Genomic DNA, 25,766 nt, shown 5'->3' with positions numbered 1-25,766 from the left:
ACCTTCGTCTGTGGCACAGACACAGCAAGAGGGGGGCCCCTTGCGGGGCCCCCCCCCCCCCCCCCCCCCCCCCCGACGTCCCCAGCGCCTCAGGTCCCTGCCCGCGGTGGAGTACCCGTCACCGTGCGGAACGCTCCAGGTGACGGGGCTCGCCCGGCCACCGGATCGACAGGATGTCAACCTGTGTCCCCTTGGCTCCAGGCGCGTCGAGGACCGCCCGGCCGAGGCGTCTAGAGGTGGAAGCCGCCCGAGATCGTGATGTTCTGGGCGGTGACCCAGCGGCTCTCGTCGGAGACGAGTGTGGCGATCATGGCGCCGATGTCGTCGGGTTCGCCGGTCCGGCCGAACGCGGTTTTCGCGGCGAGGGCCGCGACGACCTCGGGGAACCGGGTGAAGGCGTCGCCGCCGAGCCGGGTGCGGGTCGGACCGGGTGAGACGGCGTTGACGCGGATGCCTCTCGTGGCGAATTCCTTGGCCATGTACCGGGTCAGCACGTCAAGCCCGCCCTTCATCGACGCGTAGGCCGAGTAGCCGGGCTCCAATCCCGCCGTACCCGTCGAGCTGCTGCTCGTGTTGACGATGGCCCCGCCGTCCGCCAGCAGGGGCAGCAGCCGCTGCGTGAGGAAGTACGGCCCCTTGAGCAGGACCCGCATGAGCCTGTCGAACGTCTCCTCGGTCGTGTCCTCGATCAACGACGTCTCGGCGTGACCGGCGTTGTTCACCAGGTGGTCGAAGGTGTCGCGCTGCCAGGTGTCGCGCAGCACGCCGGCCACCGTATCGCGGAAGGCCGCGAAGGTTCCGGCATCGCCGAGGTCCAGCGGCAGCGCGACGGCCTTGCCGCCCTCCTTCTCGATGACGGCGGCCGTTTCCAGCCCCGCTCGCGCGTTGGCGCCGTAGGTCAAGATCACTCCGGTTCCGCGCCTGGCGATCTCGATGGCGGCGCTCTGTCCGATGCCGGAGCTGGCGCCCGTGATGACGGCGACCTTCATGGTGTGTTCCTCCTGCGTACGTGTCCGTGCCCGAACAAGGCGGCGCCATGCGGCGGGGGGCAGGTCCCGGACGAGCCGATCGGTGCCCCGGCCGTGGCGGCGGTGGAATGCGGTGATCTCATTCAACCGGCTTGACCTGCGGGAACGTTAGAACGATCCTCGCCCGTACGTGCACGATCCTCTCGCGTACGGGAACCAGGCCCCGGAATCGTGCTGCAATGGCCACATGCGGCTCGAAGAACTCCGCGACCAGCTGGCCCGGCACGCCCGGCCCGACTGGACCACCGCCATCGACGATGTCCTCGTCTCGAAGATCGACCGTTCGGAACCGCCGGCGCTCACGATGTCCGGCACGGTGCTGGCGGTCATCGCCCAGGGCGCCAAGCGCCTCGCGCTGGGCGACCGGATCTTCGAGTACGGCGCCGGACAGTACCTGGTCGCGTCGGTCGACCTGCCGATCACCGGCCAGTTCCTTCAGGCGAACCCCGAGCAGCCGGCGTTGGGCTTCGGGCTCACCCTGGAACCGTCCGCCGTCGCCGAGTTGCTGCTGGCGGCAGGGCCCGGCGACCTTCCTCCCATCGGTGGCGGCGCGTCGCCGGGGATCGCCGTCAGCGACGCTCCGGCCGAGTTGCTCGACGCGGTGGTCCGGCTGCTGCGCCTGCTCGACGAGCCTCGCGACCGGGCCGTGCTGGCCCCGCTGATCAAGCGCGAGATCCTGTGGCGCGTGATCACCGGTGAGCAGGGTGCCACGGTTCGCCAGCTCGGACTCGCCGACAGCGGTCTCAGCCACGTTTCCCGCGCCGTGCGCTGGATCCGCGAGCACTACGCGCAGCGCTTCCGGGTCGAGGACGTGGCGAGGCTGTCCGGCATGAGCGTGTCGGCCTTCTACCGCAACTTCCATGCGGTGACCGCGATGAGCCCCATCCAGTTCCAGAAGCAGATCCGGCTGCAGGAGGCCCGGCTGCTGCTCGCCGTCCACCCGAACGACGTCACGGGAGTCTGCCACCGGGTCGGCTATGACAACCCGTCACAGTTCAGCCGGGAATACCGCCGCCAGTTCGGCATGCCCCCCAGCCAGGACGCCGCCCGCCTGCATCACGCCGCGCGTACCCCTGCGAGTGTCCTCCCCTGAGCCGTCCCGGACGGTTGCTCCTCGCGTCAACGGCGTCTGTTCCCTCGGGAGGGGCGGATCACACGGCACCCGCCAGCAGCACCCCCGCCACCACGACCAGGGCGACGGCGAGGCTGCCGAGCAGGAGCCAGGCGATCGGATGGCCGAGGTTGAGGGTCCACGACGAGGAGCCGAGACGGTCGTGCACGAGCAGGGCGGGGTCGCGGCGGTTGACGTAGACCGAGCCGGCCAGGTGCCAGTGCTGATCGTCGTCGCGCTGCCCGAGCCCGGAGTCCTCCAGTTCCTCACCCGGCAGAAGGGGCAGCCGGTGCCCGGCCTGGCCCACCTTGACCTCCCACATCAGCCAGCCGCCCGCCAGCACGGCGAGCGGGGCATAGATGGTCACCTGCCAGACGATCGAGGGGGTGACGATCTCCCACAGGTGCAGGGCCGCGAACAGCAGGCTCAGGTTGAGGCAGGCCGCGCTCAGCAGCGACATCACCGCCATCCCGCGCAGGTAGGTGCGGTAGCGGCGGGCCGAGCCCCTGGGCCTGGCGGCGTCGAGGTCGGGGCGGGCGCGCAGCACGACCAGGACCATGGCGACGGCGATCACGGTGAGGACGAGCTGGAAGATCACCGGCTGGAACGCGCTCAGCACGGTCGTGGGCTCGCGCCGCGCGGCTTCGGTGGCGTACCCGAGAAGCGACGGCAGCGTGGCCGGCAGCGTGCCGTGACACGCCCAGCCGATGCCCGCGGTGAGGAGGACGACGGCCAGGGCGGGAAGGGCCCACGGCCACGGCACACGGACCGGGTCGGTACGGAAGGTGGTGTCCACGGCGACGCCCTGGCGCCGCTCGGCGGTCCACCCCCCGGTGAGCTTGGCGGTGCGGATCATGCGATGGGCGCGGTGGAACAGCAGCACGTCCAGGACCGCCAGCACCGACGTGGTGACGCCGATCGCGGCGGCGGACCGCGTGATCAGCAGCACCGGGATCGAGACCACCGCGACGAGCGCGCCCGCCGCCACGGTCAGGCGTGCGTAGGAGCGACGCGCGGTGATGACGGCCGGGTCGTCCACCCGTTGGACGCCGACGCGCACTCCGAACGGAAGGGTGGGCCTGGCCAGCGCGGGAAGCGCCAGCACCAGGGCCGTGACCAGCGCGGTGGCGATCAGGCCGGTGCACAGGATCATGATCACGTGTGCTCCTCGAAACCCGTCAGCAGCGCCTCGGTCCGGCGCAGCACCTCCTGCCGGTCCATGCCCTGGACGGTGGCCTCCGCCAGCAGCACGCGCACGCGTTCCTCCCAGTCGTCGATGAAAGCCGCCTCTGGTGGCCCGGTCGTGGCGTCACGCCGTACGACCGCGCCGCTCTTGCGGTTGATCCGGATGACGCCCTGCTGTCGCAGCAGGTCGTACGCCTTGTTCACGGTGTGGAAGTTGATGCCGAAATCGGCGGCCAGTTGCCGCGTGGAAGGCAACGGATCGCCTTCGTGCGCCTGCCGTCTGGCGATCCCCTCCACGATCCTGTCCCGGATCTGCTGGTAGATCGGGATCTCGCTGTCAAGGTCAAGGGTCAGCCGCACGTCGCTACTCTATCTGCTATACAACAAGTAACACAAACTTCTTCAGGGGGACACCTCATGCCGCGAGCAGAGATCCACCAGACACCACCGGCCCTCCCCGTCACGTCGTGGACCGGGTTATCCACGAGGGAGACCGGCCCGCCCGAGCACGCCGCTCGCGCCACACGGCCCGGAGGGACGGCGGACCGATGACGCAGCCCGGCAACCAGCAGGCCGCGCCGCCCACCACCGCCCCGCGGCTTCTCCATGTCGACAACCTACGCACCGCCCTGATGGCACTCGTGGTGATCCACCATTCCGTGATCGCTTACAGCAACGTCCAGGGCTGGTACTACACGGAGCCGGCCGACTCCTCAGGAGGGCTGCTGGACCTGCTGCTCGTGGTCAACCAGGCGTTCTTCATGGGGGCCTTCTTCCTCGTCTCAGGACTGTTCGTGCCGCGCTCCTACGACCGCAAGGGGGCCGGGCAGTTCCTGAGAGAGCGGCTGCTGCGCCTGGGAGTCCCGCTGCTGCTGTGGCTGCTGCTGATCCGTCCCCTCGTGACCATCGGCAGGTACACCGCCGCCGCGGAGGCCGCCGCCCGGCAGGGAACCGACCTGCCCTACTGGAAGTTCTACCTGCTCCACTACACACCGGGTCCGTTGTGGTTCGTCGAGGTGCTGCTCGTGTTCAGCGCGCTCTACGTCCTGTGGCGGCGCCTGGCCGGCCAGGGCCGGCGCGCACCCGAGACGGCCACGGCCACCGGCCGGGCGCCCGGCGCCGCCGCGATCGCCGGGTTCGCCATCGGGCTGTCCCTGGTGACGTACGTGTGGCGCATGGTGGCGCCGATGGGCGTCACCGTGCTGGGGCTGCCGTCGTTCGGCTACCTGCCGCAGTACGCGGCGCTGTTCGTCGTCGGGCTGATCGCCGCCCGGCGCGGCTGGCTGGAGAGCCTGCCCGGAGCGGCCGGCCGGGCCGGGTTCGCCACCGCGGCCGGCGCCGCGGTCGCGCTCGTCCTCGTCGTGGGCGCCTTCGGAGAGACGAGCCTGGGCCACGGAACCCTGCCGTCCCTGCTGATGGCCGTCTCGGAGTCGGCTTTCGCCGTCGGCATCATCCTCGGCCTCGTGGTGCTGTTCAGGGAACGCCTCGGCCGCCAGGGCCGGCTGCGCCGGTTCCTGTCGGCGCACGCCTTCACCGTCTACGTCACCCACCCGGCCGTGATCGTCGCCCTCAACCACGCCCTGAGCGGCGTGGAGGCGCCCTCGATCGCGAAGGCCGCGCTGCTCACCGCCATCGCGCTGCCGCTGTGCTGGGCGGCGGCGTACGTGGTCCGCGCCCTGCCGGGCGCCCGGAAGGTCCTGTAGATCCGTAGCGAGGGAGCGACGACCAGGACGGCCGGCGACAGGCCACCGCCCCCACCCCATCCGTCACCCCGCCACGTCGCCGGCCCGCAGCGGCGCCGGACCCGTCACGGCCGGTTCCGGTTCCGGTTCGCCTCCGGTCACCGGCTCCGGCCCGCTGCGGAACCGGTAGCCGACGGACCGGAGGTGTCGATATTCCAGGGCGGCCAGCATCAGGGACGTGACCGTCCCGCAGAGGTTCAGCGTCAGCCAGAGCCCGTGAGGCACGCCTTTGGTGTCGCCTTCGAAGAGCTCCAGGCCGTTGATCAGCAACATGAGAGCCGTTGTGCCGACCGGCGCGAGCAGCGGGTGGATCTCGCCGGTCCACAAGCCGGTACGCGCGGCCCAGTAGACCGTGCAGCACCAGAAACACACGAACCAGAGAATCAGCAGGGGCACGACGAGGATGAAGAACAGTGCCGCCCTCGGGTCGGGGTTGGTGATGTCGACGTGGCCGTCGCCGAGACTCAGCAGCAGGAACGGCAGAAAGAAGATGGCCAGTGCGAGCGCCCCGCGTCCGAGGAGACGCCTCGCGCCACGCATGAGTTGCAGGCGGCGGCCGGGGCGGGTCACGACGAGCATCACGAGAAACGCCAGCGGCGGCAGCAGCAGGGCGTACGCCCCGGTCTGGAGCGCCTTCAGGAACATGTTTCCCGAAACGAAAAGAACGTCCTGGTATCCGTAGGTCGCAATCATGACCGCGACCATGCCGGCCACCGACCGCCAGAATGCGAGCCGATCCAGCATCCGGTCATTTCTGAGCGGGCCGACCTTCGGTTTGAACACGAGTTTGGCGGTGAGCCATGGCAGAAGCACAGAAGCGACGGTCCGCCAGCGAGACAGCTCCACCCATTCCCCCAGATCCGGTTCCGCGATTTCGTCCGCACGAGATGAACGTTCGAACGCGACAGTTCCGGCTACAAGATTATCGAAAGGGCTTGCACGCCACTTGCAGATTTCTGACCCGGGCGACCTCGAAAGACATGCTGGAGCGACCGGTCAGGACGGCGCAAATGAATGTACGACCTGCGGCTGTCGCGCCTGCATTCATCGTATTTCCCGAACAATGAAGGAGAGGAGACAGCAGCCCCGTCATGGTCTCGTCTTCGCCTCCATCGACGCCCCGACGTACGCAGAGCGTTCCGGAAGGTCGGAAGGGCGCGCCGGGCAGTGGCCGGCGCCCGTCACGCGCGACCGGCCCTGGTTCCGGCCCTCCGCAGTGACGGAACTCACGGTCACAAAGGCCCTTCCCGACGTCACACCGGCCGGCCCGATCGCGTCTTGTGTGCAGGCAAGCTTAGGGGGCCCAAGATGCGTTCGTTGCCGGCCATACGCCGCTCGTTCCAGTTCTCCCACTGGTCGTTCATGTTCGCGGAGATCGCCGTCTGGTCATTCGTCGTTCTGCTGGTGACCGGGGCGATGCTCATGCTGTTCTACGACCCCGGCATGTCCCAGGTGACCTATGACGGTTCCTACGGCCCGCTGCGCGGGCTCCTCGTCAGCAGGGCGTTCGACTCGACCATGCATCTGAGCCTGGAGGTGCGCGGCGGGCTGCTCATCCGCCAGATGCACCACTGGTCGGCGCTCGTCTTCGTGGCGGCCGTCGTGTTGCAGTTGCTGCGCATGTTCCTCACCGGCGCGTTCCGCCGCCCGCGCAGCCGGCAGTGGCTGATCTGGGTGGCGCTGCTGGCGTTGGGCATGTTCGCAGGCGAGACCGGCAACGCCCTGCCCGACGACATGCTGTCGAGCGGGAGCCTGTGGTTGATCATGTCGGTCATGCAGTCCATCCCGGTGGTGGGGACCTGGGTGACGTCGCTGCTGTTCGGCTCCGACTTTCCCGGCGACAGGGTCATTCCGGTCATGTACGTCGTGCACCTGCTGCTCGCGGCCGTCATGGCCGGGCTGCTGGTCGTCCGTGAACTGCTGGTGCGGCGGCACGGCCACTCGCGGTTCGTCACCTCGCTGCCGGTGCGGCGAAGCGCCCGCCCGCTGATGGCGGTCGCGACGTTCGGCATGCTGATCATCCTCGGGTTCGGGTTCCAGATCGCCCCGATCTGGCTGTACGGTCCGGCCAGGCCGACGCAGATCTCGGCGGGCTCGGTGCCCGATTGGTACATGGGGTTCCTCGACGGCGCCCTGCGGATCATGCCCGCGTGGGAGCTCACCCTCGGGGAGTACACGCTCAGCCTCGCGGTCCTCGTCCCCACGGTGGTGGTCCCCGGGGTCTTCTTCACCGCGCTGGCCACGTATCCGCTTGCCGAGCGTTTCCTCCTCGCGCGACGCGGCCGCCGCGACGCGCTGGGTCGGCCTGAGAGCGCGCGCCGCACGGTCCGTGAGACACCCGCGCGAAACCTGCTCGACCGGTCGCGCGACACGCCCGTGAAGACGGCCATCGCCGCCGCCGGGATCACGTTCTACGGCCTGCTGTGGGCAGCCGCGGCCAACGACCAGCTCGCCCACCAGTTCCAGCTCACTCTCAACGCCGTGACGATCTTCTTCCGATACGCCGTGGTCATCGGGCCGGTCGTCGCCTTCGTCGTCACCCGGTGGATCTGCCTCGCACTCCAGCAGTCGGACCGCGACGTGGCCGAGCACGGCATGGAGACAGGGATCATCGTCCGATCCCCCGACGGCGGATTTCACGAGCGGATGGCGCCGGTGCGGCAAGAGCGCGATCGTCACCGGGAGTTGAGCCGGTCAGCATAGGTAGAGGTCGATTTCCTGCGCTGCCGGGTGTGATCGGGCTGGCCGGTGAGGTGGGGCAGGTTCGGGCCTCGCGCCCCTTGCCGCCCGCCTTCATGAAGGCTTCACACAGGCAACCGCACGAGCCACACGTGACCGCGCTTGAGTGCAGCACAAGCACACAGGAGTGGAACGTCAGGTCCGGCGGCTGCGAGGAGAAGACATGCGACATCAGGTACGGCTGTCGACGATGGCGGCCTCGGTGGCTGTGGTGACGTTGGCCGTCGCGGGGTGCGGAGCGGCCGGGACGCCCGCCGGAGAAGGCAGGGCGGAGTCCTCGACCGGCTCCTCCAGGTCGGCCGCCCCCGTCGAAGCGGTCGAGATCGACGAGGAGAAGTGGTTCCGCGAGATCCGCCTGGAGGACTGGGCTGCGAATGGCGGCGACCCCGCCGTGATGCAGGCGGTCCTGCGGCGCATCCAGGAGTCGACGGACGAGCGGGAGAACGCGCAGTGGTTCGACACCGTGATCGAGCCCGGTCCCGGCAACTGGATCACGGAGTGGACCACGGTGGGGAGGGAGGCGCTGGGCAAGGCCGACGCCGCCCGAGCCGGCGGCGATTCCCGTGCCGCGCGGGACTGGTATCGCGCGGCATCGATCTACTTCACGGTGGCCGCCTACCCCCAGCACCGGGAGTCGGCGCACGAGGAGGACGCGTACAGGAGGGCGAAGGACGCCTATGAGAAGGCCGCCCGTCTCGGGAACTCGGGCTTCGAGCGACTGCGGGTGCCCTTGGAAGGCGGAACGTTCGAGGCGTTCCTCCACCTCCCCAAGGGCGACGGCCCGTTTCCCGTCGTGCTCTCCACGGGCGGCATCGACGTCGCCAAGACCCAGAACCGGCCGTTGTTCGACAGGCACCTCGCTCCCGCCGGGATCGCCATGGTCTCGTTCGACAACGCGGGATTCGGCGACAGCAAGGACTGGCCCGCCGACCACCCCGCCATGGACCGCCTGCACAGCGCCGTTGTGGACAGGCTGCGCGAGCACGACCTCATCGACGCCGAGCGCATAGGAGCCGTGGGTGTGTCCTACGGAGGAAACACGGTGGGACGTCTCGCCTTCACCGACGAGCAGGTCAAGGCCGTGGTGTCCGTCTGCGGCCCGGTGCATCAGGCGCTCGACGCCGGCCTCGAGTTCATCGACAACCTCCCGCCGCAGCCGCGGGCGGCGCTGGCCGCCCGCCTCGACGTCCCGGTCGGGGACACCGAACGGCTGGCGCAGCTCGTCAAAAGGACGTCGCTGGTCAACCAGGGCTACGTGGGCAAACAGCGAACTGACACCCCGATCCTGGTGGTGGCCACGGCGGATGACCCCTTCGCGCCGGTCGGCGACATCAAGCGGCTCGCCGCCTCATCCGCCGACGGCGAGGTCAAGATCACCGGCGGCCATGGACACTGCCCGCCGGTCAAGGAGCGCGACCAGGTGACCTGGGACTGGTTGAAACGGCACCTGTGACACGAGACCCGTGACACCGGCAGCTCGGTGAGGCCGGTCCCCGCGGGCGCGGATCTCGCGGGAGGCCGGGATGCCCAGGTCAGGATGCGTCAGCTTGCCGCAGGACCGTGCGGCTCCACCGGCTCCACGGCCGGTGCGATACGCGGCGGGCATCGCGGGCCCCGCCGCCGAGCTCGCGCCCTGAATCCCTGGAACGCCCGCAAGCAGATCCGCCCCGTACGTGCGGCGCTGGGCACACTCGCCGCTTCGTGGTCACTCACCCATGCGCAAGGGTGCCACCCTTACGAGTGACACCCTGCTCGACCAGCGTCGATCTGGTCGGGACGACAGGATTTGAACCTGCGACCCCTTGCCCCCAGGCACATCACGAAGGGGCGGGATCACGATCGATACCCGCCCCCACCTGGTGATACCGTCCCGTGCGATCCCCTCGGATCCAGGGCCGTCCGGGCCGGTTGTCACTCTGTCAGTCACCCAGAATCTGGCCCGTGGGCTGGTGCTGCTGCCACACGTCTCGGCCGTTGCTCCACAGCTCAGAGGCATGGTAGGCGAAGCGGTCGAACAGGCCGTCATCCTGATACCGCCGCAGGTGCAGCATAGGCGAGTCGTGCCCGACCAGCTTGGCCAGATGAGGCGTGACGAGCATTTCCGAGTCGAACCGGAACACGCTCATGGCGATGTGCTCATCACCGAACCGGGCTTCGACGCCGGGAACGTCTCGTAGCTGCTCGGCTTCCGACAACGTGATCCGGATGCGCGTGGAGACGGTCAGCGGAACGTTCTCCACCTCCTCACGTCGCCGAGTGACATCGTTCTCCGGATCGCCGACGAGGAACCGGATCTTGCAGCCCTGCTGGGCCTTCCGTTTGAGCACCTTCGCGAGGTTAGGGTGTTCCAGCCACAGGAAGTAGTTCGTGTAACCGGCGAACACGATTTCGTTGCGCGCCGAATTGATGAGATTGCGCCAGATTGATTTCGGACATGCAGAGCGATAGGGATAAACGGTCAAGACTTCCTTGTCCGGCCCGGTTTTCACCGTATTGCGAATTGCATCTGGCCATAGCACGGCGATCTCAACTCCTAGTGCCTCTGCGGCGGCCCATTGGTGTCGCATGTGCGGAACGCGCGTTTCGTCCTGCAGCCACCGTTCCACCGTCTTGACGTCCACGCCGCATCGGTCGGCCAAGTTCTGGTTTGTGACCTGGGCGTTCAGCATGGCTCTGCGTAGGGGGACGTTGGCCACGGTACACCTCGCGCTGGAGGACGTCAGGGACGTCTGGAGCGTAATGCCATAACGTCCTGGACGTCTTGGTAACGCGGTGGGTTTGTCACGCGCAGGTAAGCAGGCTGATCCCATGTCAACCCCGGTGATTCTCGAAGACCTCCAAGCGGCATTTCCCGGTTGGTGCATTTGGCGTAGCTCTGCCGGTCGCATCTGGGCCACCCGGAACGATCGTCGTCTATCCCAGCGCGAGATAGATCACGGCCTGTCCCAGACGACCGACGCGGACGACATCGCCCAGCTCACCGAGCAGTTGAAGGAGCAGGAAGCAGCGGAGCAGGCACTGTGAGCACCCCGTCCACCAGAGTCGGCTGTCGCGCCGAGATCATGGGGATGCTCCACAGCCCGACATCAACACGAGCGTGGGCTTCCTTCCTCCTCGGACGCCACGGGACCGTTGAAGCGGAGCTGCGTAACGGCACTCTGGCCGTGCTCGCGCTGGACGGAGATGCGCACGAGATGCCCGGAGAGGTGAAGCGCTGGGCAATTCACTGGGATGACCTGCTGATCCACAATGACGAGGTACGACCCATCACGCGATTCGACGGCTACCGCCTCGGCCTGTCCGATCAGCGAGAAGTGGCTGTACAGCATGCGGTACAGGCAAACCAGAAGGTGAGCCTGTGCGGGGAGACGGTGCGCCCGTTGCCGACCCTGGGGTGCTGCCTGCCTTTTCTGCCCACAGCCGCGTGGGCCTGCCCGGCCTGCGTCCGCCTGGTCGAACCTGGAGCAGCGGAAGGCATCGCCCCTGCCATGCCTCTTCTCCCGCCACGCTGACCATCTTGCGGCCTATCCCCCGCCTGCCACCTCGTACGCCGTCGACTCACCGCGTAGCGGCAGCGGGCCGGGGACCGTTACATGAGCGAGTTGTAGGGCCGCGCCTATCCATCGCCGCAGTTCCTTTCCGGAGTACGGGGCGGATCTGCTTTCGGTAGACAGCTTCGGTGACCGCCGTCCCGCGGTGGTCGATGGCGCCGGAGGCTTCGGCACGCTTGATGGCGTACTTGGCGATATATGATCTCTTCGCGCGTTAGTCACTCACCCATGCGAAAGGGTGCCATCCTGATGGATGACACCCTCTTCGACCAGCGTCGATCTGGTCGGGACGACAGGATTTGAACCTGCGACCCCTTGACCCCCAGTCAAGTGCGCTACCAAGCTGCGCTACGTCCCGGTTGTGTCGGCCGCCCCCTGCGGGGCGGGACGTCATAACCTTAGCGCACATCGAAGGTGCACGCGTACACGGAAAGCGGGAGCGGAGGGGGCCGGGTGGGGCGTAAGCCGACCATTGATCGGGATGAGCTGGCCAGGCTGGTCGCCGAGGGGAGGAGCGTGCAGGAGCTGGCCGCTCACTTCGGTGTCAGCACGTCCGGGGTGTTGCAGGCCAAGCGGGCCGCCGGGCTGGCCAAGCCGATGCTCGACCATCGCGCCGCCGTCCCGTGGAAGCTGGCCCGCGCGCACGTCCAGTCAGGGCCCGCCACCAATCTGCGCAATCTGTCGGCGGCGGCGCAGGGGAAGCCGCCGGCGTCCGACCGGCTGAACACGGCGCTGCGCTGGGCGCAGCGGCTGGTGGACGAGGGGCTGGACGTGCGGTACGACCCCGATGCGGGATTCAGCGAGGTCCCCGCGTCACCAGCGGGCTCACATGTCGCGTCGGTGCTGGCCGCGGCGCGGAAGGCGCTCGAAGCAAGCTGAGGGCAAAAGTTTCGGCACGGCTCTCCCGGGAAGTCGGCCGGTCTCGACAAAGAGACCGGAGGCGAACATCATGACCACCTACATCTGGGTGGCCGTCGTCGTCATCGCGGTGGTGGCGCTCGCCGCAGTTGCCTACGTCGTGCAGCAGCAGAAGCGCCGTAACCACCTCCGTGAGCGTTTCGGCCCCGAGTACGAGCGCATAGTCGCAGACCACGACAACCGCCGCGACGCCGAGCAGGAGCTGCTCGACCGCGAGCAGCGGCATTCCGAGCTCGACATCCGTCCCCTGCCGGAGGAGTCGCGGGAGACGTACGCCAACCGGTGGACCGAGGTGCAGGAGCGCTTCGTGGACGCGCCGGGTTTCGCGGTGACCGAGGCGGACCAGCTGGTCACCGCGGTCATGGCGGAGCGGGGTTACCCGACGGATGACTTCGAGCAGCGGTTGTCCGACCTGTCCGTGGGGCACGCGGAGACCCTCGACCACTACCGGACGGCTCACGGGATCAGCGGGCGGGCGGCCAAGAAGCAGGCGTCCACGGAGGAGCTCCGGCAGGCCATGGTCCACTACCGGGCCCTGTTCGAGGAGCTGCTGCACGAGACCACGCGAGGACGGTGAGAGTGATGAAGAACAGCCACGACGAGCTGAAGGTGCCGTCGCAGCGCGCTGACGAGGTACGCGGCGACGACCGTGACGACGGCCGGGCGGCCGCGGACCGCAGGCCCGGGGAGGAGGCCGGAGGGCCGATCGCCGGCCGTCCCGAGAGCACGGGGCGCGCCGACGGCCGCCATGAAGGGCTGGAGCGCTCCGCCGACGAGTACGACCCCGCCGTTCCCGGCGCGGACCCATCGGCCGAGCCGGATGAGGACGCCGCCTACCGGGACCCGTACGCGAGGACCGGCGGCGACCTGCGGGCCGAGCCGGAGCCCGGCCCGGTCGACGTCCAGGCCGCACCCGAGGAGGTCCCGGCGCACGCGGCTCCCCATGACGTCGTCCTGTTCGACCAGGACCCCACTCAGGTGCAGGCGCGCTGGCGCGACCTGCAGGCGTCGTTCGTGGACGACCCCGGCGAGGCCCTACGGCGCGCCGACGGTCTGCTCGGCGAGGTGGTGGAGTCGTTCACCAGCAGCCTCACGAGCCGCACGGGCGCCCTGCGGGACGGCTGGAAGGGCACCGGTGCGCAGGACACCGAGCAGCTGCGGCTGGCGCTGCGCGACTACCGGAACGTCCTGGAGCACCTGCTCGCCCTGTCGGGATCCCCCGGCCAGGCGCCGGTGGGCTCCGGTCAGGCGCCAGTCCATGCGCCCGGCCAGGCGCCCGGCCAGAGCCACAGCCACGGGATGAGGTGACCTGGCATGCTCGCGATAGTCGCGGCGATCGTCTTCGGGCTGGGCTTACTGCTCGACCTGCTGGGCGTGAACATCCCCGGAGGGGTCTCCGGTATGACGTTCGTCCTGCTGGGACTGACCCTGCTGGCTCTGCACCAGGCAGGCATCGGCACAGCGAGCGTGCGCGGCTACGGCGGCTGGCGTGGCCGCGCCAGGCGCTGACGACGCGCGGTCCGCGCGCCGCCCGGGTGATGTGGCGGCGCGCGGTGTCGCGCCGCGCGGGGTGCGCCGCGCCGGAGCCCCTTCTCCTGATCACGCATTGCCCGGAGTTCCGTCTCCTGGTCACGTGTTCCGGGGAGCCCCTCCCCCGGGTCACGCCTTGCCGGGGAAGCGCATGACGACGGTGCTGCCGGCCTCTCCGGTGTGCACGGTCAGCTCCGAGGCGAGCAGGCGGGCCACCCAGAGCCCCATGCCGCCCACGCCCCCCGGCAGGGGCCCCGGTTTCCACGGGCCCTTGTCGTGAACCTCGACGACCAGGTCACCGCCGGCCGCCCAGGTGCGCAGGACAGCCTGGTCGCCGCCGTGGGTGACGGCGTTGGTGGCGATCTCGTTGATCGCGATGACGAAGTCGGCGACGGCGTCCTCCGCCATGCCCGCCTCGCGGGCCTCCTCTTCGGCGAACTGCCGGACCTGCGGCAGGTCCGGCAGCCGGAAGCGTAGTCGTTTCACGGGCGCGCCAGGGGGCGGGCCCGTGTGGCCCGGCTGGGGCTCCACGTCCTCGTTCACCCGGCGACCGCCCCTGTTCAGCCGACGAGTTCGGCGCGTAGTTGATCGAGCACCTTGCGCAGGATGCGTGACACGTGCATCTGCGAGATCCCGAACTCGGCGGCGATCTCGGCCTGCGTCATGTTGCCGAAGAAGCGCAGCAGCAGGATGTGCTTCTCCCGGGAGGGCAGGGCGTCGATGAGCGGCTTGACGGCCTCCCTGTCGACCATGGTGCTCAGCGTGTCGTCGTCCTCGGGGATGACGTCGCCGAGCGAGGCCGCGTCGTCGTCGGAGCCGAGCGGGGCGTCGAGCGACAGGGTGCTGTAGGCGGCGGAGGCGTCGAGGGTGAGCAGGACGTCCTCTTCGGTGATGTTCATCTTCGCCGCCAGTTCGGCGACGGTGGGCGACCTGCCGAGGTCCTGGCTGAGATCGGCGACGAGCCTGTTGAGCTCGGAGCGGCGTTCCTGGTAGAGGCGCGGCACCCGGATGGCCCAGGTGCGGTCGCGGAAGTGCCGTTTGACCTCACCGGTCATGGTCACGACCGCGTAGCCCCTGAACGCGTGCCCGAGGCTGGGGTCGAAGCCGTTGACGGCTTTCATCAGGCCAACATATGCGGCTTGGAGAAGGTCCTCCAGTGGTTCGCCCCGGTAGCGGTATCGTCTGGCGATCTCCATGGCGAGCGGACGGTGCATTTCGACGATGCGTTCGCGCAGCCGCTCGCGGTGGCTGCTGGAGGTGCTTTCCCTGACCATCTCGGCCAGGAGCTCTTCCGCGCTCATCTCCTCGAGGATGTACTCCTGCACAGCCATGGCTGCTCCTCGTACGGCTCGCAGGCGGTCTCCCCCCAAGCAAAGAAGCCCAGGCAGAGGCACGCCTCGCTCAACTATCGAGACGGAAGCCCTCTGCTGGACCTCGCGAGAAGTGTCCCCCGTGCCGCCGGAAGTATTCCTCCCTGGCGTGGTGACAGTAGGGTTGCTCCGTGACAATGCCGGAAAACGGCGACGGGCCCGCGGCGGCTCTGAGCCTGACGTCATCGACCGTCGACTCGGTCACCGTGGTGCGGGTCGACGGCGTGCTCGACGCCACGACGCGCGAGCAGTTCGCCGACTACCTGTCGCTGGCGGGCACCGGCCTGATCCTCGATCTGGCCGGAGTGACGTTCATGGACTCGCGCGCGCTCGGCCTGATCGTGCACCACTGGCAGACGAGTCTCACCTCGGGCGCGAAGTTCGCGCTGATCGGGGTCGAATACTCCAAGTCGAAGGTGATGTGGATCACAGGGCTGGCCCAGCGCCTGCCGATCTACGACACGCTCGACGACGCCCTGGCCGCCATCGGGTGAGGCTCAGCCCTTCGACTTGCGCTGGTGCTCCTCGACCAGGAGCCTGGCCAGGTCGGCCACCTTGACCTGGTGGTGCTGCGAGATCCTGCGCAGTTCCTCGAAGGCGGCCTCGGCCGTGCATCCGCTGGTCTGCATGATGATGCCCTTGGCCTGGTCGATCACCGACCGGCCGGCGAGGGCCTCCTGCAGCTGGGCGGCGTCCGTACGCACCTCGTCGAATTCCGACAGGTTCGCCATGGCCACCCCGACCTGCTCGGTGAGCATGTCGGAGAGCGAGTGGGCGCCCTGCGGCGAGAACGCGCCGGGGCGCACCGAGTAGAGGCCGACGACCAGCACGGCGGGCGCCACGTCGATGGGGACGGCGAGCACCGAGCGCACGCCCCAGCGGGTGGCCAGCGCGTCGTAGCGCGGCCAGCGGGTCTCGGTGAGCACGTCGGAGACGGTGGCCCGTCCGCCGCTCTGCCTGGCCTCGGTAGACGGCCCCTCCCCCAGCTCGTGCTCGCCTTCGACGAGCATGATGAGCTCGCTGTGCGAGCCGGAGACCAGGACCCGGTGATCGCGCCAGTGCTCGGCGGAGGCTCCGGAGCAGCCGGGGACTCCCGCGGTCAGCGCGGTCGTCAGGCCGCGCAGCACGCTCTCTGTCGAGGTGTCCTCCCCGAGGCGGCCCAATGCCGCCAGGTCACGGGCGAGTCCGGGGGTGAGCATCGCGGTGGATTCCATAGCAACAAGCCTCTACCCCTTATGGCTAGCATTATCCCGCGTGGCGTAGCGTCAGACCATGACCACGCCGGACTTCGAACACGCGCTGGACGCGCTGGCCGGGCGCGTCTCATCGCTGCGTGCGGCGAGGGCCGCCTATCCTTCGGACCTCGCGCCCACGCTGGACGCGGCGCTCGCGGAGCTCGACACCGCCGCCGAGCTGCTGGCCGAGGCCAGGGAGCAGTTGCGCAAGTCCCCGAAGCGGGGAGGGGCGAAGAAGGACGGCGGCGCGCAGCGCGAGCTGAAGTTGCTGCGCCAGGTGTTCAGGGCCTTCCCCGTGCCCGTCATCGTGCTCGACGGCGGCGGCGTGGTGCGGCGGATCAACCCGGAGACCTCACGGATGCTGGGCAGCCCCGACGGCTACCTCGTGGGCCGGTCGTTCCCGCTGCTGGTGGACGTGTCGCGGCGGGCGGCGTTCCGGTCGCACCTGACGTCGGTGCTGCAGACCGGGCAGCCGTCGGCGTTCGAGACCCGGCTGGCGCACCAGGGGCGCACGCACACCGTGCAGCTGGCGATGATCAGGCTGACCATGCCGGGCGAGCCGCAGCAGATGGTGGCGGCGATCGCGCTGCCGATCGAGGTGCAGGTGCCCGAGCCGGGCGCGCGCAGGCCCGAGCAGTCCGACGGGGCGCTGCTGCTGGCGGCGGCCAGGCGGCAGGACCTGCTGGTCAAGATGGCCACGTTGCTGCTGGACGAGGAGGCGCTGCGGCGTCCGGTCGCGCTCCCGCGGGCGACGCGGCTGCTGGCGGCCGAGTGGGCCGACTGGGTGATCGCCGACGTGGTGCGCGACGGGGTGCCGCGCCGTTCGGCCGTGATGGCGCCGAAGGACCAGCCTCTGGGTGAGCTGGCCCGCCAGGTGGAGTCCGCCGACCCGGCGACCAGCCAGGTGGTGCTGCAGGTTCTCGACCGGGGCTCCGGCGTGGTGCACGAGATGGTGGAGGACGAGACGCTGCTCGGTTTCTGCGCCGACGGGCCGGTGCTGACGGCGATGGGCGCGAGCTCGCTGCTGAGCGTCCCGATCGGCGGCCGGGACGGCGTGCTGACGCTCGTACGCACGCACGACAGGCAGCCGTTCGCGCTGGCCGACCTGGCCGTCATGCAGGAGGTGGGGCTGCAGCTGGGCCTGGCGGTGCGCGCGCAGAGCAGTTTCCAGAGCCGCGCGCGGGCGGCCGACGCGCTGTCGGCGAGCGTCGCGCCGCGCAACCTGCCCGACATCCCCGGCTACGAGGCGGCGGCCGTCTACCACCCGGGGGCGTCGGTGGGCGCGGAGTTCTACGACGTGTTCCCGGTCGCCGGCGGGTGGGGGTTCGCGTTCGGCGGCGCGGCGGGCAAGGGCGAGGAGGCCGCGTCGGTCACCGCCATGGTCCGGGGCGGCCTGCGGGTGCTGAGCGTCTGGGAGTCCGACCCCGACCTGGTGATGCGGAAGGTCAACGAGGCGCTGGTCGCCCAGGGCTCCGGGCTGTTCGTGATGGCCGTGGCGGGGTTCGTGCAGGGCCGTACGATCCGGCTGTCGTCGGCGGGGCACCATCCGGCGGCGCGGGTGCGCAACGACGGCACGGTGCGCTTCGTCGCGGGCGGCGGCGTGCCGCTGGGCATCGCGGCAGAGGCGGAGACGCAGGTCGAGACGTTGACGGTCCCCCCTGGCGAGACGCTGGTGCTCTATTCGGAGGGCCTGGTCTCCTCCAGGAACGCCGAGGGCGAGCCGTACGGCGACGAGCGGCTGGCCGACGTGCTCGGCCGGTGCGCGGGCCAGTCGCCGTCCACCGTGGTCAAGGCGGTGGAGGCGGACCGGCACGCGTTCTCGGAGGGCCAGGTGTGGGATGAAATCGTGGTGTTCGCGCTCCGAGGTGTCTGATCTGTAGGGGTTTGCGTTTCCGCCAAAGCTGGGTATGGTCGGTGCAGAACGACGTGCCTAAGACGCAGGCACACCTTTGAAGCTTTTCCACGCTGGGGTGTGCCATGAATATCGCGATCGTCGCTTCGTCCAACGGAAACCAGCAGCACCGCATCCTGTCGGTGGCACGTGAGCTGGGGCGCGAACACCACGTCACGATCTACGCCCGCCGTGACGACGCCGAGGGCAAGCCCAGGACGCGGGTGGCCCCGGGAGTCACGCTGGAGCACATCGACGTGGGACCGGCCCGTGATCTTTCCGCGGACGACGTCGTTCCCTACCTCAACGACGTCGGGGCCCACCTGATGAAGCGCTGGCGCCAGGACAGGCCCGACATCATCCATGCCCACTCGTGGACCAGCGGCCTGGCCGCCGTGGCGGGCGCCAAGGGGCTTGACGTGCCGGTCACGCAGACGTTCCACACGGTCGACGCCGCCCACCAGAAGCTGGAGCGGGCGCTGGGCCGCCGGGCCAAGGCGGTCATCGCCGGCTCGGGCGACGAGGAGTCGGCGCTGATCCGGCTCGGGGTCCCCCGCCACAACATCGCCATCGTCCCCTACGGCATCGACACCGAACGTTTCCAGCGTCGCGGCGCGGTCGCCACGAAGGGCTCGCGCAAGCGGCTCCTGCACGTCGGCCCCCTCTCGACCGAACGCGGCGCGCACACCATCGTGCGGGCGCTGCAGGGTCTCGGCGACGTGGAGCTGGTCATCGCCGGCGGCCCCGAACCCGAGGAGCTGGAGACCGACCAGGACGCGCAGCGCCTGCGGGACCTGGCCGAGCAGCTCGGCGTGGCCGACCGGGTCACGCTCCTCGGCCAGGTGAAGCGGACCTCCGTACCGAAGCTGATGCGCAGCGCGGACGCCGTGGTGTCGGTGCCGCGGGAGGCCGTCACGGGGATCGTCGCCCTGGAGGCGATGGCCTGCGGCGTGCCGGTGATCGCCTCGGCCGTCGGCGCACACCTGGACTCCATCGTCGACGGCGTCACCGGCCTGCTGGTCCCGCCCGACCAGCCGGCGCGCACCGCGCGCCTGGCCCGCGAGCTGCTGTGGGACCCGACGTTGCGGACCGCGCTCGGCTACGCGGGGGCCGACCGGGCGCGCTCGCGCTACTCCTGGGAGCGGGTCAGCCAGGAGCTGGTACGCGTCTACGAGGCGGCCTGCGCCTGACGCCCCCATCACTCCGGCAGGCGGCGCAAGCCGCCTGCCGGCACCATGTCCGGAGCTCTGTGACCGGTCTGCTGGTCCTTGTGACGAAACTGGCTGATGTGACGGATGGGGTGTTATCAGAGTGAAATCTTTGCTTCGATGGAGCGCATGTCCCAACGCAGTCCGATCTTGGCGGCCGCGGCGCTCGCATGCGTCGCCGCCCTCCCCCAGACCGCGCAGGCACAGACGACGGGCTGGGGCGACCCGGTCCTCGTGGAGAACTTCGACGGCTCGTCGATCAACACCAAGAAGTGGATGATCTACCACTCCCCCGGGGCCGAGCGGAACCCCCGCACCGGCAAGGCCGCGTCCGTCTCGAACGGCGTGCTGCGCCTCAAGGGCGGCATGTACGGCGGCAAGGACCTGTCGGGCGGCGTGGCCACCCGGCTCGCGCAGGAGTACGGCCGGTGGGAGGTCAGGTTCAAGGCCGAGGCGGGCGCCGGGTACACGCCGGTGGCGCTGCTGTGGCCGACACGGCAGGGTGAGGGCGGCGGCTACGCCGAGGTCGACTTCGCCGAGATCGTCGACCCGAAGCGGCAGGGCGGCGGCATCTTCGTGCACGAGGGGCACAGCCGGGCGCGCAAGACGCTGAAGGCCGACTTCACCAAGTGGCACACGGTGGCGGTCGACTGGCTGCCCGGCCGGCTGACGGTCTGGCTGGACGGCGAGAAGTACTGGGACTACCGCGGCGCGCACGTGCCCAGCGGCCGCCGCATGGGCCTGGCGCTGCAGAACGACGTGGTGTGCGAGCCCCGCTGCCGCGACTCCTCCACGCCCCGCACCGTGTCGATGTACGTCGACTGGGTGAAGGTCTACCGGGCGTCCTGACCGCTCAGCCTGGCGGCCTTGAGACCGAGGTGCACGGCCAGGCGGTCGTCGCCGTCCGACAGGTCCTTGTGAGTGAGGCGCTCGGCCTTGCCCAGCCGGTAGTAGAGCGTCTGGCGGTGGATGCCGAGCTCGGCGGCGGTCTTCTGGGCGTGGCCGCCGTGGTCGAGATAGGCCTCCACGGTGTGGGCCAGCTCCCCGTCGAGTGCCGCGGTCTCGGCCGCCAGCTCGCGCAGGTCCGACGGGCCGAGCCGGGCCAGCAGGCGGTGCACGCCGAGGTCCTCCCACCGGGCGACGGGCGCGTGGCGGGGGAAGTGCTCGGCGATGCGCAGGGCATGGCGGGCCTCGCGCCAGCTCAGCCAGGCCTCGCCCGGGTCGTTCCGTGGCCCCCCGATGCCGGCCGCGGTGCCGTACGCGCTCTGGAGGGTCTGCGCGACCTCGCCCGCGAGGTGCGCGGGGGCGAGCAGGGCGACGGGTGAGCCGGCGCGGGCGAGCACGCCGCGCGGCAACGTCCAGAGGGCGGCCACGCGCTCGTCCGACTCGCGTACGGCGACGGCCGCGACCGGCCCTGGAACCTCGATGGCGGCCTCGGCACGCTCCTCGGGATCGGGCGAGAACAGGCCGAGCAGCCCGCGCCCGATGTCCTGCCGGCTCCTGGCCTCCTGGGCGAGCACGGCGGCCGCCCTGGCGACGAGCGGCGCGACGGCGTGCAGGGGCGCGTCGCCCAGCTCGCCCGAGTCGAGCAGCCACAGGTAGCCGTAGGTGACGCCGCGGTGGCGCAGCGGCCAGCAGACCCTCGCCAGGACCTGCAGCTCGGCGTCCGCGGGGATCCTGACCGGGCCGTCGGCCCCGGCGATGCCGTAGCGCTCGAAGTAGTCGCGCACCTCGCCCGTCGCGCGCCTGCGCAGGATCGACTCCTGGCGGACCGTGTCGATGGCGCCGTGCTGCGCGCCGTAGGCCAGCAGCCGGAACGAGCGGTCCTCCAGCGTCGCCGACGCCCCCAGCCTGGCGGCGATCTCGTCGACGATCTCTTGCAGGTCTGCCGATTTGTGCATGTGTATGACAGCCTGCCACATCCGGCGTTACGCGCGTCGATGGCCCCCGCTGAGCTGGGTTTTTAGACTGGACGCATGCTCCGTCAACTGCTGCTCACCGCCTCCAGGAGCGGTGCCGTCCGCCGCGGCGTGTCGGGCTTCCCGCTCACCAGGAGAGTGGTCGGGAGGTTCGTCGCCGGGGAGGGTGTCGAGGAGGCTCGCGACACGGTCGAACGGCTGCGCGACACCGGGCTCGCCGTGACCGTCGACCATCTCGGCGAGGAGACGCGCGACGCGCGGGCCGCGGCCGCCACCACGGACGCCTATCTCACCCTGCTCCGCGCGATCAGGCCGCTGGAACTCGGCGCGAGGGGCGAGGTGTCGGTGAAGTTGTCGGCGCTCGGGCAGCGGCTCGACGAGACCATGGCGCTGGAGCACGCTCGCGAGATCTGCGCCGCCGCCGCGGTCACCGGCTCGGCCGTCACGCTCGACATGGAGGACCACACCACCGTCGACTCCACCCTGGCCGTCCTGCGCAAGCTGCGCGAGGACCATCCTTCGACGGGCGTGGCGATCCAGGCCTACCTGTTCCGCAGCGAGCAGGACTGCCTCGACCTCTCCTCGGAGGGTTCCCGGGTACGCCTGGTCAAGGGCGCCTACCGCGAGCCCGCCTCTGTCGCCCACCAGGGCAGGACCACCGTGGACAAAGCGTACGTACGATGCCTGCGCATCCTCATGGCGGGGAAGGGTTACCCCATGGTGGCGACGCACGACGATCGCATGATCGCGATCACGGAGCTGCTCGCCGACCGGTTCGGGCGGACGATCGGCGACCACGAGTTCCAGATGCTCTACGGAATCAGGACCGACCTGCAGGAGGCCCTGGCGGGGGCCGGCCACACGGTCCGCGTGTACGTGCCCTACGGCGACGACTGGTACGGCTATTTCATGCGCCGTCTCGCGGAGCGCCCGGCCAACGTCGCCTTCTTCCTTCGCGCCCTTGGGGGTAAGTAATGGATGCCATCAGCAACGTCCCCGTCCCCGCCAACGAGCGGGTGTACGGCTACGCGCCCGGCAGCGCCGAGCGGACCACGCTGGAGGACCGCATCAAGGAGCTGGCCGGGTCGCAGATCGACCTGACCATGACCATCGGAGGCGAGCAGCGCCTCGGCGGCGGCGCCCCCATCGACGTGGTGCAGCCGCACAACCACGCCCACGTCCTGGGCCGTACCAACGACGCTACGGCTCAGGACGTGCAGGACGCCGTCGACAGCGCGTTGCGGGCGGCGCCCGCCTGGCAGGCGCTGCCGTTCGACGAGCGGGCCGCGATCTTCCTGAAGGCCGCCGACCTGCTGGCGGGGCCGTGGCGGGCCACGATCAACGGGGCGACCATCCTGGGCCAGTCGAAGTCGGTGCAGCAGGCGGAGATCGACGCCGCCTGCGAGCTGATCGACTTCCTGCGGTTCAACGTGTCCTACGCGCGGCAGCTCTACGCCCAGCAGCCGAACTCCTCGCCCGGCGTGTGGAACCGGATGGAGTACCGCCCGCTCGAAGGCTTCGTGCTGGCGATCACGCCGTTCAACTTCACCGCCATCGCGGGAAACCTGCCGACGTCGGCCGCCCTGATGGGCAATGTCGTCGTCTGGAAGCCGTCGCCCACCCAGCAGCTCGCGGCCCACTACACGATGCGGCTGCTGGAGGCCGCGGGGCTCCCGCCGGGCGTGATCAACCTCGTCACCGGCAACGGCCAGGCGGTCTCCGAGGTGGCGCTCGCCCACCCCGCGCTGGCGGGCATCCACTTCACCGGCTCGACCGGCACGTTCCAGCACCTGTGGCGCACGATCGGGGCCAACATCGCCTCCTACCACGGCTATCCGCGCATCGTCGGCGAGACCGGCGGCAAGGACTTCGTGCTCGCCCACCCGTCGGCCGACCCTGAGGTGGTCTCGACGGCGCTGATCAGGGGCGCCTTCGAATACCAGGGGCAGAAGTGCTCGGCCGCCTCGCGGGCGTACGTGCCGCGCTCGGTCTGGAACCGCATGCGCGACGACTTCGTCTCCGTGGCCGAGTCGCTGAGCGTGGGCGACGTGGCGAGCGACCTGTCGACGTTCATGGGCGCGGTCATCGACGGGCGGGCCTTCGCCAAGCACAAGGAGGCCATCGACCGGGCCAGGGCGTCGTCGACCATCGACGTGCTGACCGGCTCGTACGACGACTCCGTCGGCTATTTCGTGAAGCCGACCATCATGGAGTGCGCCGACCCGGCGGACGAGATCTTCGTCAAGGAGTACTTCGGGCCGATCCTCGGCGTGCACGTCTACGACGACGGCGACTTCGACGCGGTGCTCGACCAGATGGAGGGCATCGCCCCGTACGCGCTGACCGGGGCGGTCATCGCCCAGGACCGCTACGCCATCAAGGCGGCCGGCGACCGGCTGCGCTTCGCGGCGGGCAACTTCTACGTCAACGACAAGCCGACGGGCTCCATCGTCGGCCAGCAGCCGTTCGGCGGCGCGCGCGCCTCGGGCACCAACGACAAGGCGGGCTCGATCTTCAACCTGATCCGCTGGGCGAACGTCCGCACGATCAAGGAGACGTTCGTCCCGCCGACCGACCACCGCTATCCGCACATGGGCTGATCGTCCCCAGAACGCCCCCGGCCACCGCGTGTGCCGGGGGCGTTCGTCGTGCGGGAGCCGGACGGATGGCGTGATCTGCAATGGATGTGTCGTTGACGCCACCGTGCCCGCGCGACCAGCATGAAGGCATGCAGCGACGCATCCTGGTGGTGGTCTTTCCCGGCTTCCAGCTGCTCGACATGGCCGGGCCCGCCGACGTGTTCGCGACCGCGGCCCTGATCGCGCGCGGCGCCTACCGGGTCGAGGTGGTGGCCGTGGGCGGCGGCTCCGTGCCGGCGGGAAACGGCGTCACCGTCGTGGCCGCGCCGCTCGGCGAGGTCGAGGGGCCGGTCGACACGCTGCTGGTGGCGGGCGGGTGGTCGGTGCCCGAGCAGATCGCGGACGGCGAGCTGGTCGCGCAGGTCGCGCGGCTGGCCGGCTCCGCCCGGCGGGTCGCCTCCGTCTGCAACGGCGCGTTCGTGCTGGCCGAGGCCGGGCTGCTGGACCACCGGCGGGCCACCACGCACTGGCTGGCCGCGGACGAGCTCGCGGCCCGCTACGCGTGCGTCGAGGTGGACCCCGATCCGCTCTACATCGAGGACGGCCACGTCTGGACGTCCGCGGGCGTCCTGTCCGGCGTGGACCTCGCGCTGGCGCTGGTGGCCAGGGACCACGGCCACGAGCTGGCCCGCGACGTCGCCCGCGGGCTCGTGGTGTACCTGCACCGGCCGGGGGGGCAGAGCCAGTTCAGCACGCCGATGCGGGCCATGACGCCGCGCAGCGAGCCGATCAGGGAACTGCAGGCCCACATCGACGCCAACCCCGCGGCCGACCTCAGCGTGGCCGCGCTCGCCGCACTCGCCGGCATGTCCGAGCGCCACTTCTCCCGCGTCTTCACCGAGCAGACGGGCCTTTCACCCGGCCGGTACGTCGAGCGCAGCCGGGCCGACGCCGCCAGGCGGCTCCTGGAGGTGACCGGTCACCCGCTGGCCACGGTGGCCAGGGAGTCGGGGCTCGGGACGCCGGAGACGCTCTACCGCGTCTTCCGCCGCCACTGGCGGATCTCACCCGGCGACCACCGTCGCCGGTTCCAGTCGAAGGAGAGTTGACCATGCAGGTGGCCATCCCGCTCTATCCCCGTTTCACCGCGCTGGACGCGGTCGGACCGTACACCGTGATGGCCTTCGCGCCGGGCTGGACGGTCACGTTCGTCGCGGAGGAGCCCGGCCCCGTCACCGACGACCAGGGCACGCTCACGCTGGCCGCCACGGCCTCCTACGCCGACATGCCCCGGCCCGACGTGATCGTCGTCCCCGGCGGCCTCGGCACCCTGGACGTGATGGGCGACACCGCGCTGACCGGCTGGATCCGGCAGGCGCACGAGCACACCATGTGGACGACCTCGGTGTGCAGCGGCTCGCTCCTCCTGGGCGCGGCGGGGCTGCTGGAGGGGCTGAAGGCGACCACGCACTGGGCCCTGCTCGACTACCTCAAGCAGGTCGGCGCCCAGCCGGTCAGCGAGCGTGTGGTCACGGAAGGCAAGATCGTGACCGCGGCCGGGGTGTCCGCGGGGATCGACATGGCGCTGACGCTGCTGGCGCAGGCCACGGATGAGCAGACCGCGCAGAGCGTGCAGCTGGTGATCGAGTACGATCCGCAGCCGCCCTTCACGAGCGGCTCGCCGAAGACGGCGCCGGAGGGGCTGGCCGAGCGCGCGCTCCGCCTCCTCGCCTGATCTGCGCGCGGGCGCCGTCGTCCCC

At 70.1% G+C, this 25,766-nt stretch carries 27 protein-coding genes and 1 tRNA gene; 18 read left to right on the top strand and 10 right to left on the bottom strand.

What is annotated here, in order from left to right; genetic code table 11:
• Positions 1-230: 230 nt before the first annotated feature.
• On the bottom strand, positions 231-989 hold the full coding sequence (locus ACZ6SA_RS45940) for an SDR family NAD(P)-dependent oxidoreductase (protein WP_465835549.1): 759 nt from the start codon (positions 987-989) through the stop codon (positions 231-233).
• Positions 990-1,215: 226 nt separating this feature from the next.
• Here ACZ6SA_RS45940 and ACZ6SA_RS45935 point away from each other — a divergent pair, with 226 nt between their 5' ends.
• Positions 1,216-2,121, top strand: a complete 906-nt coding sequence (locus tag ACZ6SA_RS45935) for an AraC family transcriptional regulator (RefSeq protein ID WP_347642926.1) — start codon at positions 1,216-1,218, stop codon at positions 2,119-2,121.
• A 58-nt stretch (positions 2,122-2,179) separates the two neighbouring features.
• On the opposite strand, the gene ACZ6SA_RS45930 is transcribed toward ACZ6SA_RS45935, so the two are convergent.
• Complete coding sequence (locus ACZ6SA_RS45930; RefSeq protein ID WP_465835546.1) at positions 2,180-3,298, bottom strand: DUF1648 domain-containing protein; 1,119 nt, start codon at positions 3,296-3,298, stop codon at positions 2,180-2,182.
• On the bottom strand, positions 3,295-3,684 hold the full coding sequence (locus tag ACZ6SA_RS45925; RefSeq protein ID WP_347642924.1) for a GntR family transcriptional regulator: 390 nt from the start codon (positions 3,682-3,684) through the stop codon (positions 3,295-3,297). The genes ACZ6SA_RS45930 and ACZ6SA_RS45925 overlap by 4 nt, the downstream gene beginning before the upstream one ends.
• 188 nt (positions 3,685-3,872) lie before the next feature.
• Here ACZ6SA_RS45925 and ACZ6SA_RS45920 point away from each other — a divergent pair, with 188 nt between their 5' ends.
• Entirely contained in the window at positions 3,873-5,027 is a 1,155-nt protein-coding gene (locus ACZ6SA_RS45920; protein WP_465835544.1) for an acyltransferase family protein, read from the top strand.
• A 63-nt stretch (positions 5,028-5,090) separates the two neighbouring features.
• On the opposite strand, the gene ACZ6SA_RS45915 is transcribed toward ACZ6SA_RS45920, so the two are convergent.
• On the bottom strand, positions 5,091-5,912 hold the full coding sequence (locus ACZ6SA_RS45915; RefSeq protein ID WP_465835542.1) for a hypothetical protein: 822 nt from the start codon (positions 5,910-5,912) through the stop codon (positions 5,091-5,093).
• A 462-nt stretch (positions 5,913-6,374) separates the two neighbouring features.
• On the opposite strand from ACZ6SA_RS45915, the gene ACZ6SA_RS45910 reads away from it, so the two are divergent.
• Positions 6,375-7,769: a cytochrome b gene (locus ACZ6SA_RS45910; RefSeq protein WP_465835540.1), complete on the top strand. Its 1,395-nt coding sequence runs from the start codon at positions 6,375-6,377 to the stop codon at positions 7,767-7,769.
• A gap of 199 nt (positions 7,770-7,968) precedes the next feature.
• On the top strand, positions 7,969-9,258 hold the full coding sequence (locus ACZ6SA_RS45905) for an alpha/beta fold hydrolase (RefSeq protein WP_465835538.1): 1,290 nt from the start codon (positions 7,969-7,971) through the stop codon (positions 9,256-9,258).
• Positions 9,259-9,724: 466 nt separating this feature from the next.
• On the opposite strand, the gene ACZ6SA_RS45900 is transcribed toward ACZ6SA_RS45905, so the two are convergent.
• A complete protein-coding gene (locus ACZ6SA_RS45900) occupies positions 9,725-10,474 on the bottom strand; it encodes a hypothetical protein (RefSeq protein WP_465835536.1) in 750 nt (249 codons plus the stop codon).
• A gap of 139 nt (positions 10,475-10,613) precedes the next feature.
• Between ACZ6SA_RS45900 and ACZ6SA_RS45895 the strand changes: the two genes are divergently transcribed.
• Positions 10,614-10,829 (top strand): hypothetical protein, encoded by a 216-nt coding sequence (locus tag ACZ6SA_RS45895; protein WP_465835534.1) that lies wholly within the window; start codon positions 10,614-10,616, stop codon positions 10,827-10,829.
• A complete protein-coding gene (locus ACZ6SA_RS45890; RefSeq protein WP_465835532.1) occupies positions 10,826-11,317 on the top strand; it encodes a hypothetical protein in 492 nt (163 codons plus the stop codon). Before ACZ6SA_RS45895 ends, ACZ6SA_RS45890 begins: the two co-directional genes overlap by 4 nt.
• Positions 11,318-11,637: 320 nt before the next feature.
• On the opposite strand, the gene ACZ6SA_RS45885 is transcribed toward ACZ6SA_RS45890, so the two are convergent.
• Positions 11,638-11,714: transfer RNA gene (locus ACZ6SA_RS45885), tRNA-Pro, on the bottom strand.
• Positions 11,715-11,809: 95 nt separating this feature from the next.
• Between ACZ6SA_RS45885 and ACZ6SA_RS45880 the strand changes: the two genes are divergently transcribed.
• From ACZ6SA_RS45880 to ACZ6SA_RS45865, 4 genes are all read left to right on the top strand, one after another.
• Entirely contained in the window at positions 11,810-12,235 is a 426-nt protein-coding gene (locus tag ACZ6SA_RS45880; protein ID WP_347642916.1) for a hypothetical protein, read from the top strand.
• A gap of 70 nt (positions 12,236-12,305) precedes the next feature.
• A complete protein-coding gene (locus ACZ6SA_RS45875; RefSeq protein ID WP_465835530.1) occupies positions 12,306-12,851 on the top strand; it encodes a hypothetical protein in 546 nt (181 codons plus the stop codon).
• A 5-nt stretch (positions 12,852-12,856) separates the two neighbouring features.
• Entirely contained in the window at positions 12,857-13,582 is a 726-nt protein-coding gene (locus ACZ6SA_RS45870) for a hypothetical protein (RefSeq protein ID WP_465835528.1), read from the top strand.
• Positions 13,583-13,588: 6 nt separating this feature from the next.
• Positions 13,589-13,783, top strand: a complete 195-nt coding sequence (locus ACZ6SA_RS45865; protein WP_347642913.1) for a hypothetical protein — start codon at positions 13,589-13,591, stop codon at positions 13,781-13,783.
• 150 nt (positions 13,784-13,933) lie between these two features.
• Here ACZ6SA_RS45865 and ACZ6SA_RS45860 read toward each other — a convergent pair whose 3' ends face one another.
• Entirely contained in the window at positions 13,934-14,290 is a 357-nt protein-coding gene (locus tag ACZ6SA_RS45860) for an ATP-binding protein (protein ID WP_465835526.1), read from the bottom strand.
• A 74-nt stretch (positions 14,291-14,364) separates the two neighbouring features.
• Positions 14,365-15,135: a SigB/SigF/SigG family RNA polymerase sigma factor gene (locus ACZ6SA_RS45855; RefSeq protein WP_347642911.1), complete on the bottom strand. Its 771-nt coding sequence runs from the start codon at positions 15,133-15,135 to the stop codon at positions 14,365-14,367.
• 176 nt (positions 15,136-15,311) lie between these two features.
• Between ACZ6SA_RS45855 and ACZ6SA_RS45850 the strand changes: the two genes are divergently transcribed.
• Entirely contained in the window at positions 15,312-15,668 is a 357-nt protein-coding gene (locus tag ACZ6SA_RS45850; RefSeq protein WP_347643144.1) for an STAS domain-containing protein, read from the top strand.
• A gap of 3 nt (positions 15,669-15,671) precedes the next feature.
• Here ACZ6SA_RS45850 and ACZ6SA_RS45845 read toward each other — a convergent pair whose 3' ends face one another.
• Positions 15,672-16,388: an ANTAR domain-containing response regulator gene (locus ACZ6SA_RS45845; RefSeq protein WP_347642910.1), complete on the bottom strand. Its 717-nt coding sequence runs from the start codon at positions 16,386-16,388 to the stop codon at positions 15,672-15,674.
• 58 nt (positions 16,389-16,446) lie between these two features.
• Here ACZ6SA_RS45845 and ACZ6SA_RS45840 point away from each other — a divergent pair, with 58 nt between their 5' ends.
• From ACZ6SA_RS45840 to ACZ6SA_RS45830, 3 genes are all read left to right on the top strand, one after another.
• Positions 16,447-18,282, top strand: coding sequence for a SpoIIE family protein phosphatase (locus tag ACZ6SA_RS45840; protein ID WP_347642909.1), 1,836 nt, complete (start codon positions 16,447-16,449; stop codon positions 18,280-18,282).
• A gap of 104 nt (positions 18,283-18,386) precedes the next feature.
• The gene (locus tag ACZ6SA_RS45835; protein ID WP_347642908.1) at positions 18,387-19,490 is read left to right on the top strand and encodes a glycosyltransferase; all 1,104 of its coding nucleotides are present in this window, start codon (positions 18,387-18,389) and stop codon (positions 19,488-19,490) included.
• 147 nt (positions 19,491-19,637) lie between these two features.
• Positions 19,638-20,357, top strand: a complete 720-nt coding sequence (locus ACZ6SA_RS45830) for a glycoside hydrolase family 16 protein (RefSeq protein ID WP_465835522.1) — start codon at positions 19,638-19,640, stop codon at positions 20,355-20,357.
• Here the strand turns inward: ACZ6SA_RS45830 and ACZ6SA_RS45825 are convergent.
• Complete coding sequence (locus ACZ6SA_RS45825) at positions 20,342-21,409, bottom strand: PucR family transcriptional regulator (protein WP_347642906.1); 1,068 nt, start codon at positions 21,407-21,409, stop codon at positions 20,342-20,344. The two genes, ACZ6SA_RS45830 and ACZ6SA_RS45825, sit on opposite strands and share 16 nt — an antisense overlap.
• Before the next feature lie 75 nt (positions 21,410-21,484).
• On the opposite strand from ACZ6SA_RS45825, the gene ACZ6SA_RS45820 reads away from it, so the two are divergent.
• The 4 genes from ACZ6SA_RS45820 to ACZ6SA_RS45805 all read left to right on the top strand — a co-directional run bounded on the left by ACZ6SA_RS45820 (position 21,485) and on the right by ACZ6SA_RS45805 (position 25,741).
• Positions 21,485-22,402 carry a proline dehydrogenase family protein gene (locus ACZ6SA_RS45820; protein ID WP_465835520.1) on the top strand — a complete coding sequence of 306 codons (918 nt, stop codon included), beginning with the start codon at positions 21,485-21,487 and terminating at the stop codon, positions 22,400-22,402.
• The gene (gene pruA, locus ACZ6SA_RS45815; protein WP_347642904.1) at positions 22,402-24,027 is read left to right on the top strand and encodes an L-glutamate gamma-semialdehyde dehydrogenase; all 1,626 of its coding nucleotides are present in this window, start codon (positions 22,402-22,404) and stop codon (positions 24,025-24,027) included. Before ACZ6SA_RS45820 ends, pruA begins: the two co-directional genes overlap by 1 nt.
• A gap of 128 nt (positions 24,028-24,155) precedes the next feature.
• Positions 24,156-25,115 (top strand): GlxA family transcriptional regulator, encoded by a 960-nt coding sequence (locus tag ACZ6SA_RS45810; protein WP_443151630.1) that lies wholly within the window; start codon positions 24,156-24,158, stop codon positions 25,113-25,115.
• 2 nt (positions 25,116-25,117) lie between these two features.
• The gene (locus tag ACZ6SA_RS45805; protein WP_347642901.1) at positions 25,118-25,741 is read left to right on the top strand and encodes a DJ-1/PfpI family protein; all 624 of its coding nucleotides are present in this window, start codon (positions 25,118-25,120) and stop codon (positions 25,739-25,741) included.
• The last annotated feature ends 25 nt before the right edge of the window (positions 25,742-25,766 follow it).

The sequence above is a fragment of the Nonomuraea sp. NPDC049378 genome, from assembly GCF_055586745.1.
Note: the sequence above shows the minus strand (reverse complement) of the source record. Positions and strands in the feature narration are given on the sequence as shown.

Bases quoted from the DNA above. Each gene is read 5' to 3' on its own strand.
- ACZ6SA_RS45830 (WP_465835522.1), top strand. From the start codon at position 19,638: ATGTCCCAACGCAGTCCGATCTTGGCGGCCGCGGCGCTCGCATGCGTC.
- ACZ6SA_RS45905 (WP_465835538.1), top strand. From the start codon at position 7,969: ATGCGACATCAGGTACGGCTGTCGACGATGGCGGCCTCGGTGGCTGTG.
- ACZ6SA_RS45895 (WP_465835534.1), top strand. From the start codon at position 10,614: ATGTCAACCCCGGTGATTCTCGAAGACCTCCAAGCGGCATTTCCCGGT.
- ACZ6SA_RS45850 (WP_347643144.1), top strand. From the start codon at position 15,312: ATGCCGGAAAACGGCGACGGGCCCGCGGCGGCTCTGAGCCTGACGTCA.
- ACZ6SA_RS45855 (WP_347642911.1), bottom strand. From the start codon at position 15,135: ATGGCTGTGCAGGAGTACATCCTCGAGGAGATGAGCGCGGAAGAGCTC.
- ACZ6SA_RS45865 (WP_347642913.1), top strand. From the start codon at position 13,589: ATGCTCGCGATAGTCGCGGCGATCGTCTTCGGGCTGGGCTTACTGCTC.
- ACZ6SA_RS45805 (WP_347642901.1), top strand. From the start codon at position 25,118: ATGCAGGTGGCCATCCCGCTCTATCCCCGTTTCACCGCGCTGGACGCG.
- ACZ6SA_RS45875 (WP_465835530.1), top strand. From the start codon at position 12,306: ATGACCACCTACATCTGGGTGGCCGTCGTCGTCATCGCGGTGGTGGCG.
- ACZ6SA_RS45870 (WP_465835528.1), top strand. From the start codon at position 12,857: ATGAAGAACAGCCACGACGAGCTGAAGGTGCCGTCGCAGCGCGCTGAC.
- ACZ6SA_RS45900 (WP_465835536.1), bottom strand. From the start codon at position 10,474: ATGCTGAACGCCCAGGTCACAAACCAGAACTTGGCCGACCGATGCGGC.
- ACZ6SA_RS45840 (WP_347642909.1), top strand. From the start codon at position 16,447: ATGACCACGCCGGACTTCGAACACGCGCTGGACGCGCTGGCCGGGCGC.
- ACZ6SA_RS45910 (WP_465835540.1), top strand. From the start codon at position 6,375: ATGCGTTCGTTGCCGGCCATACGCCGCTCGTTCCAGTTCTCCCACTGG.
- ACZ6SA_RS45940 (WP_465835549.1), bottom strand. From the start codon at position 989: ATGAAGGTCGCCGTCATCACGGGCGCCAGCTCCGGCATCGGACAGAGC.
- ACZ6SA_RS45810 (WP_443151630.1), top strand. From the start codon at position 24,156: ATGCAGCGACGCATCCTGGTGGTGGTCTTTCCCGGCTTCCAGCTGCTC.
- ACZ6SA_RS45835 (WP_347642908.1), top strand. From the start codon at position 18,387: ATGAATATCGCGATCGTCGCTTCGTCCAACGGAAACCAGCAGCACCGC.
- ACZ6SA_RS45825 (WP_347642906.1), bottom strand. From the start codon at position 21,409: ATGCACAAATCGGCAGACCTGCAAGAGATCGTCGACGAGATCGCCGCC.
- ACZ6SA_RS45820 (WP_465835520.1), top strand. From the start codon at position 21,485: ATGCTCCGTCAACTGCTGCTCACCGCCTCCAGGAGCGGTGCCGTCCGC.
- ACZ6SA_RS45845 (WP_347642910.1), bottom strand. From the start codon at position 16,388: ATGGAATCCACCGCGATGCTCACCCCCGGACTCGCCCGTGACCTGGCG.
- ACZ6SA_RS45935 (WP_347642926.1), top strand. From the start codon at position 1,216: ATGCGGCTCGAAGAACTCCGCGACCAGCTGGCCCGGCACGCCCGGCCC.
- pruA (WP_347642904.1), top strand. From the start codon at position 22,402: ATGGATGCCATCAGCAACGTCCCCGTCCCCGCCAACGAGCGGGTGTAC.
- ACZ6SA_RS45920 (WP_465835544.1), top strand. From the start codon at position 3,873: ATGACGCAGCCCGGCAACCAGCAGGCCGCGCCGCCCACCACCGCCCCG.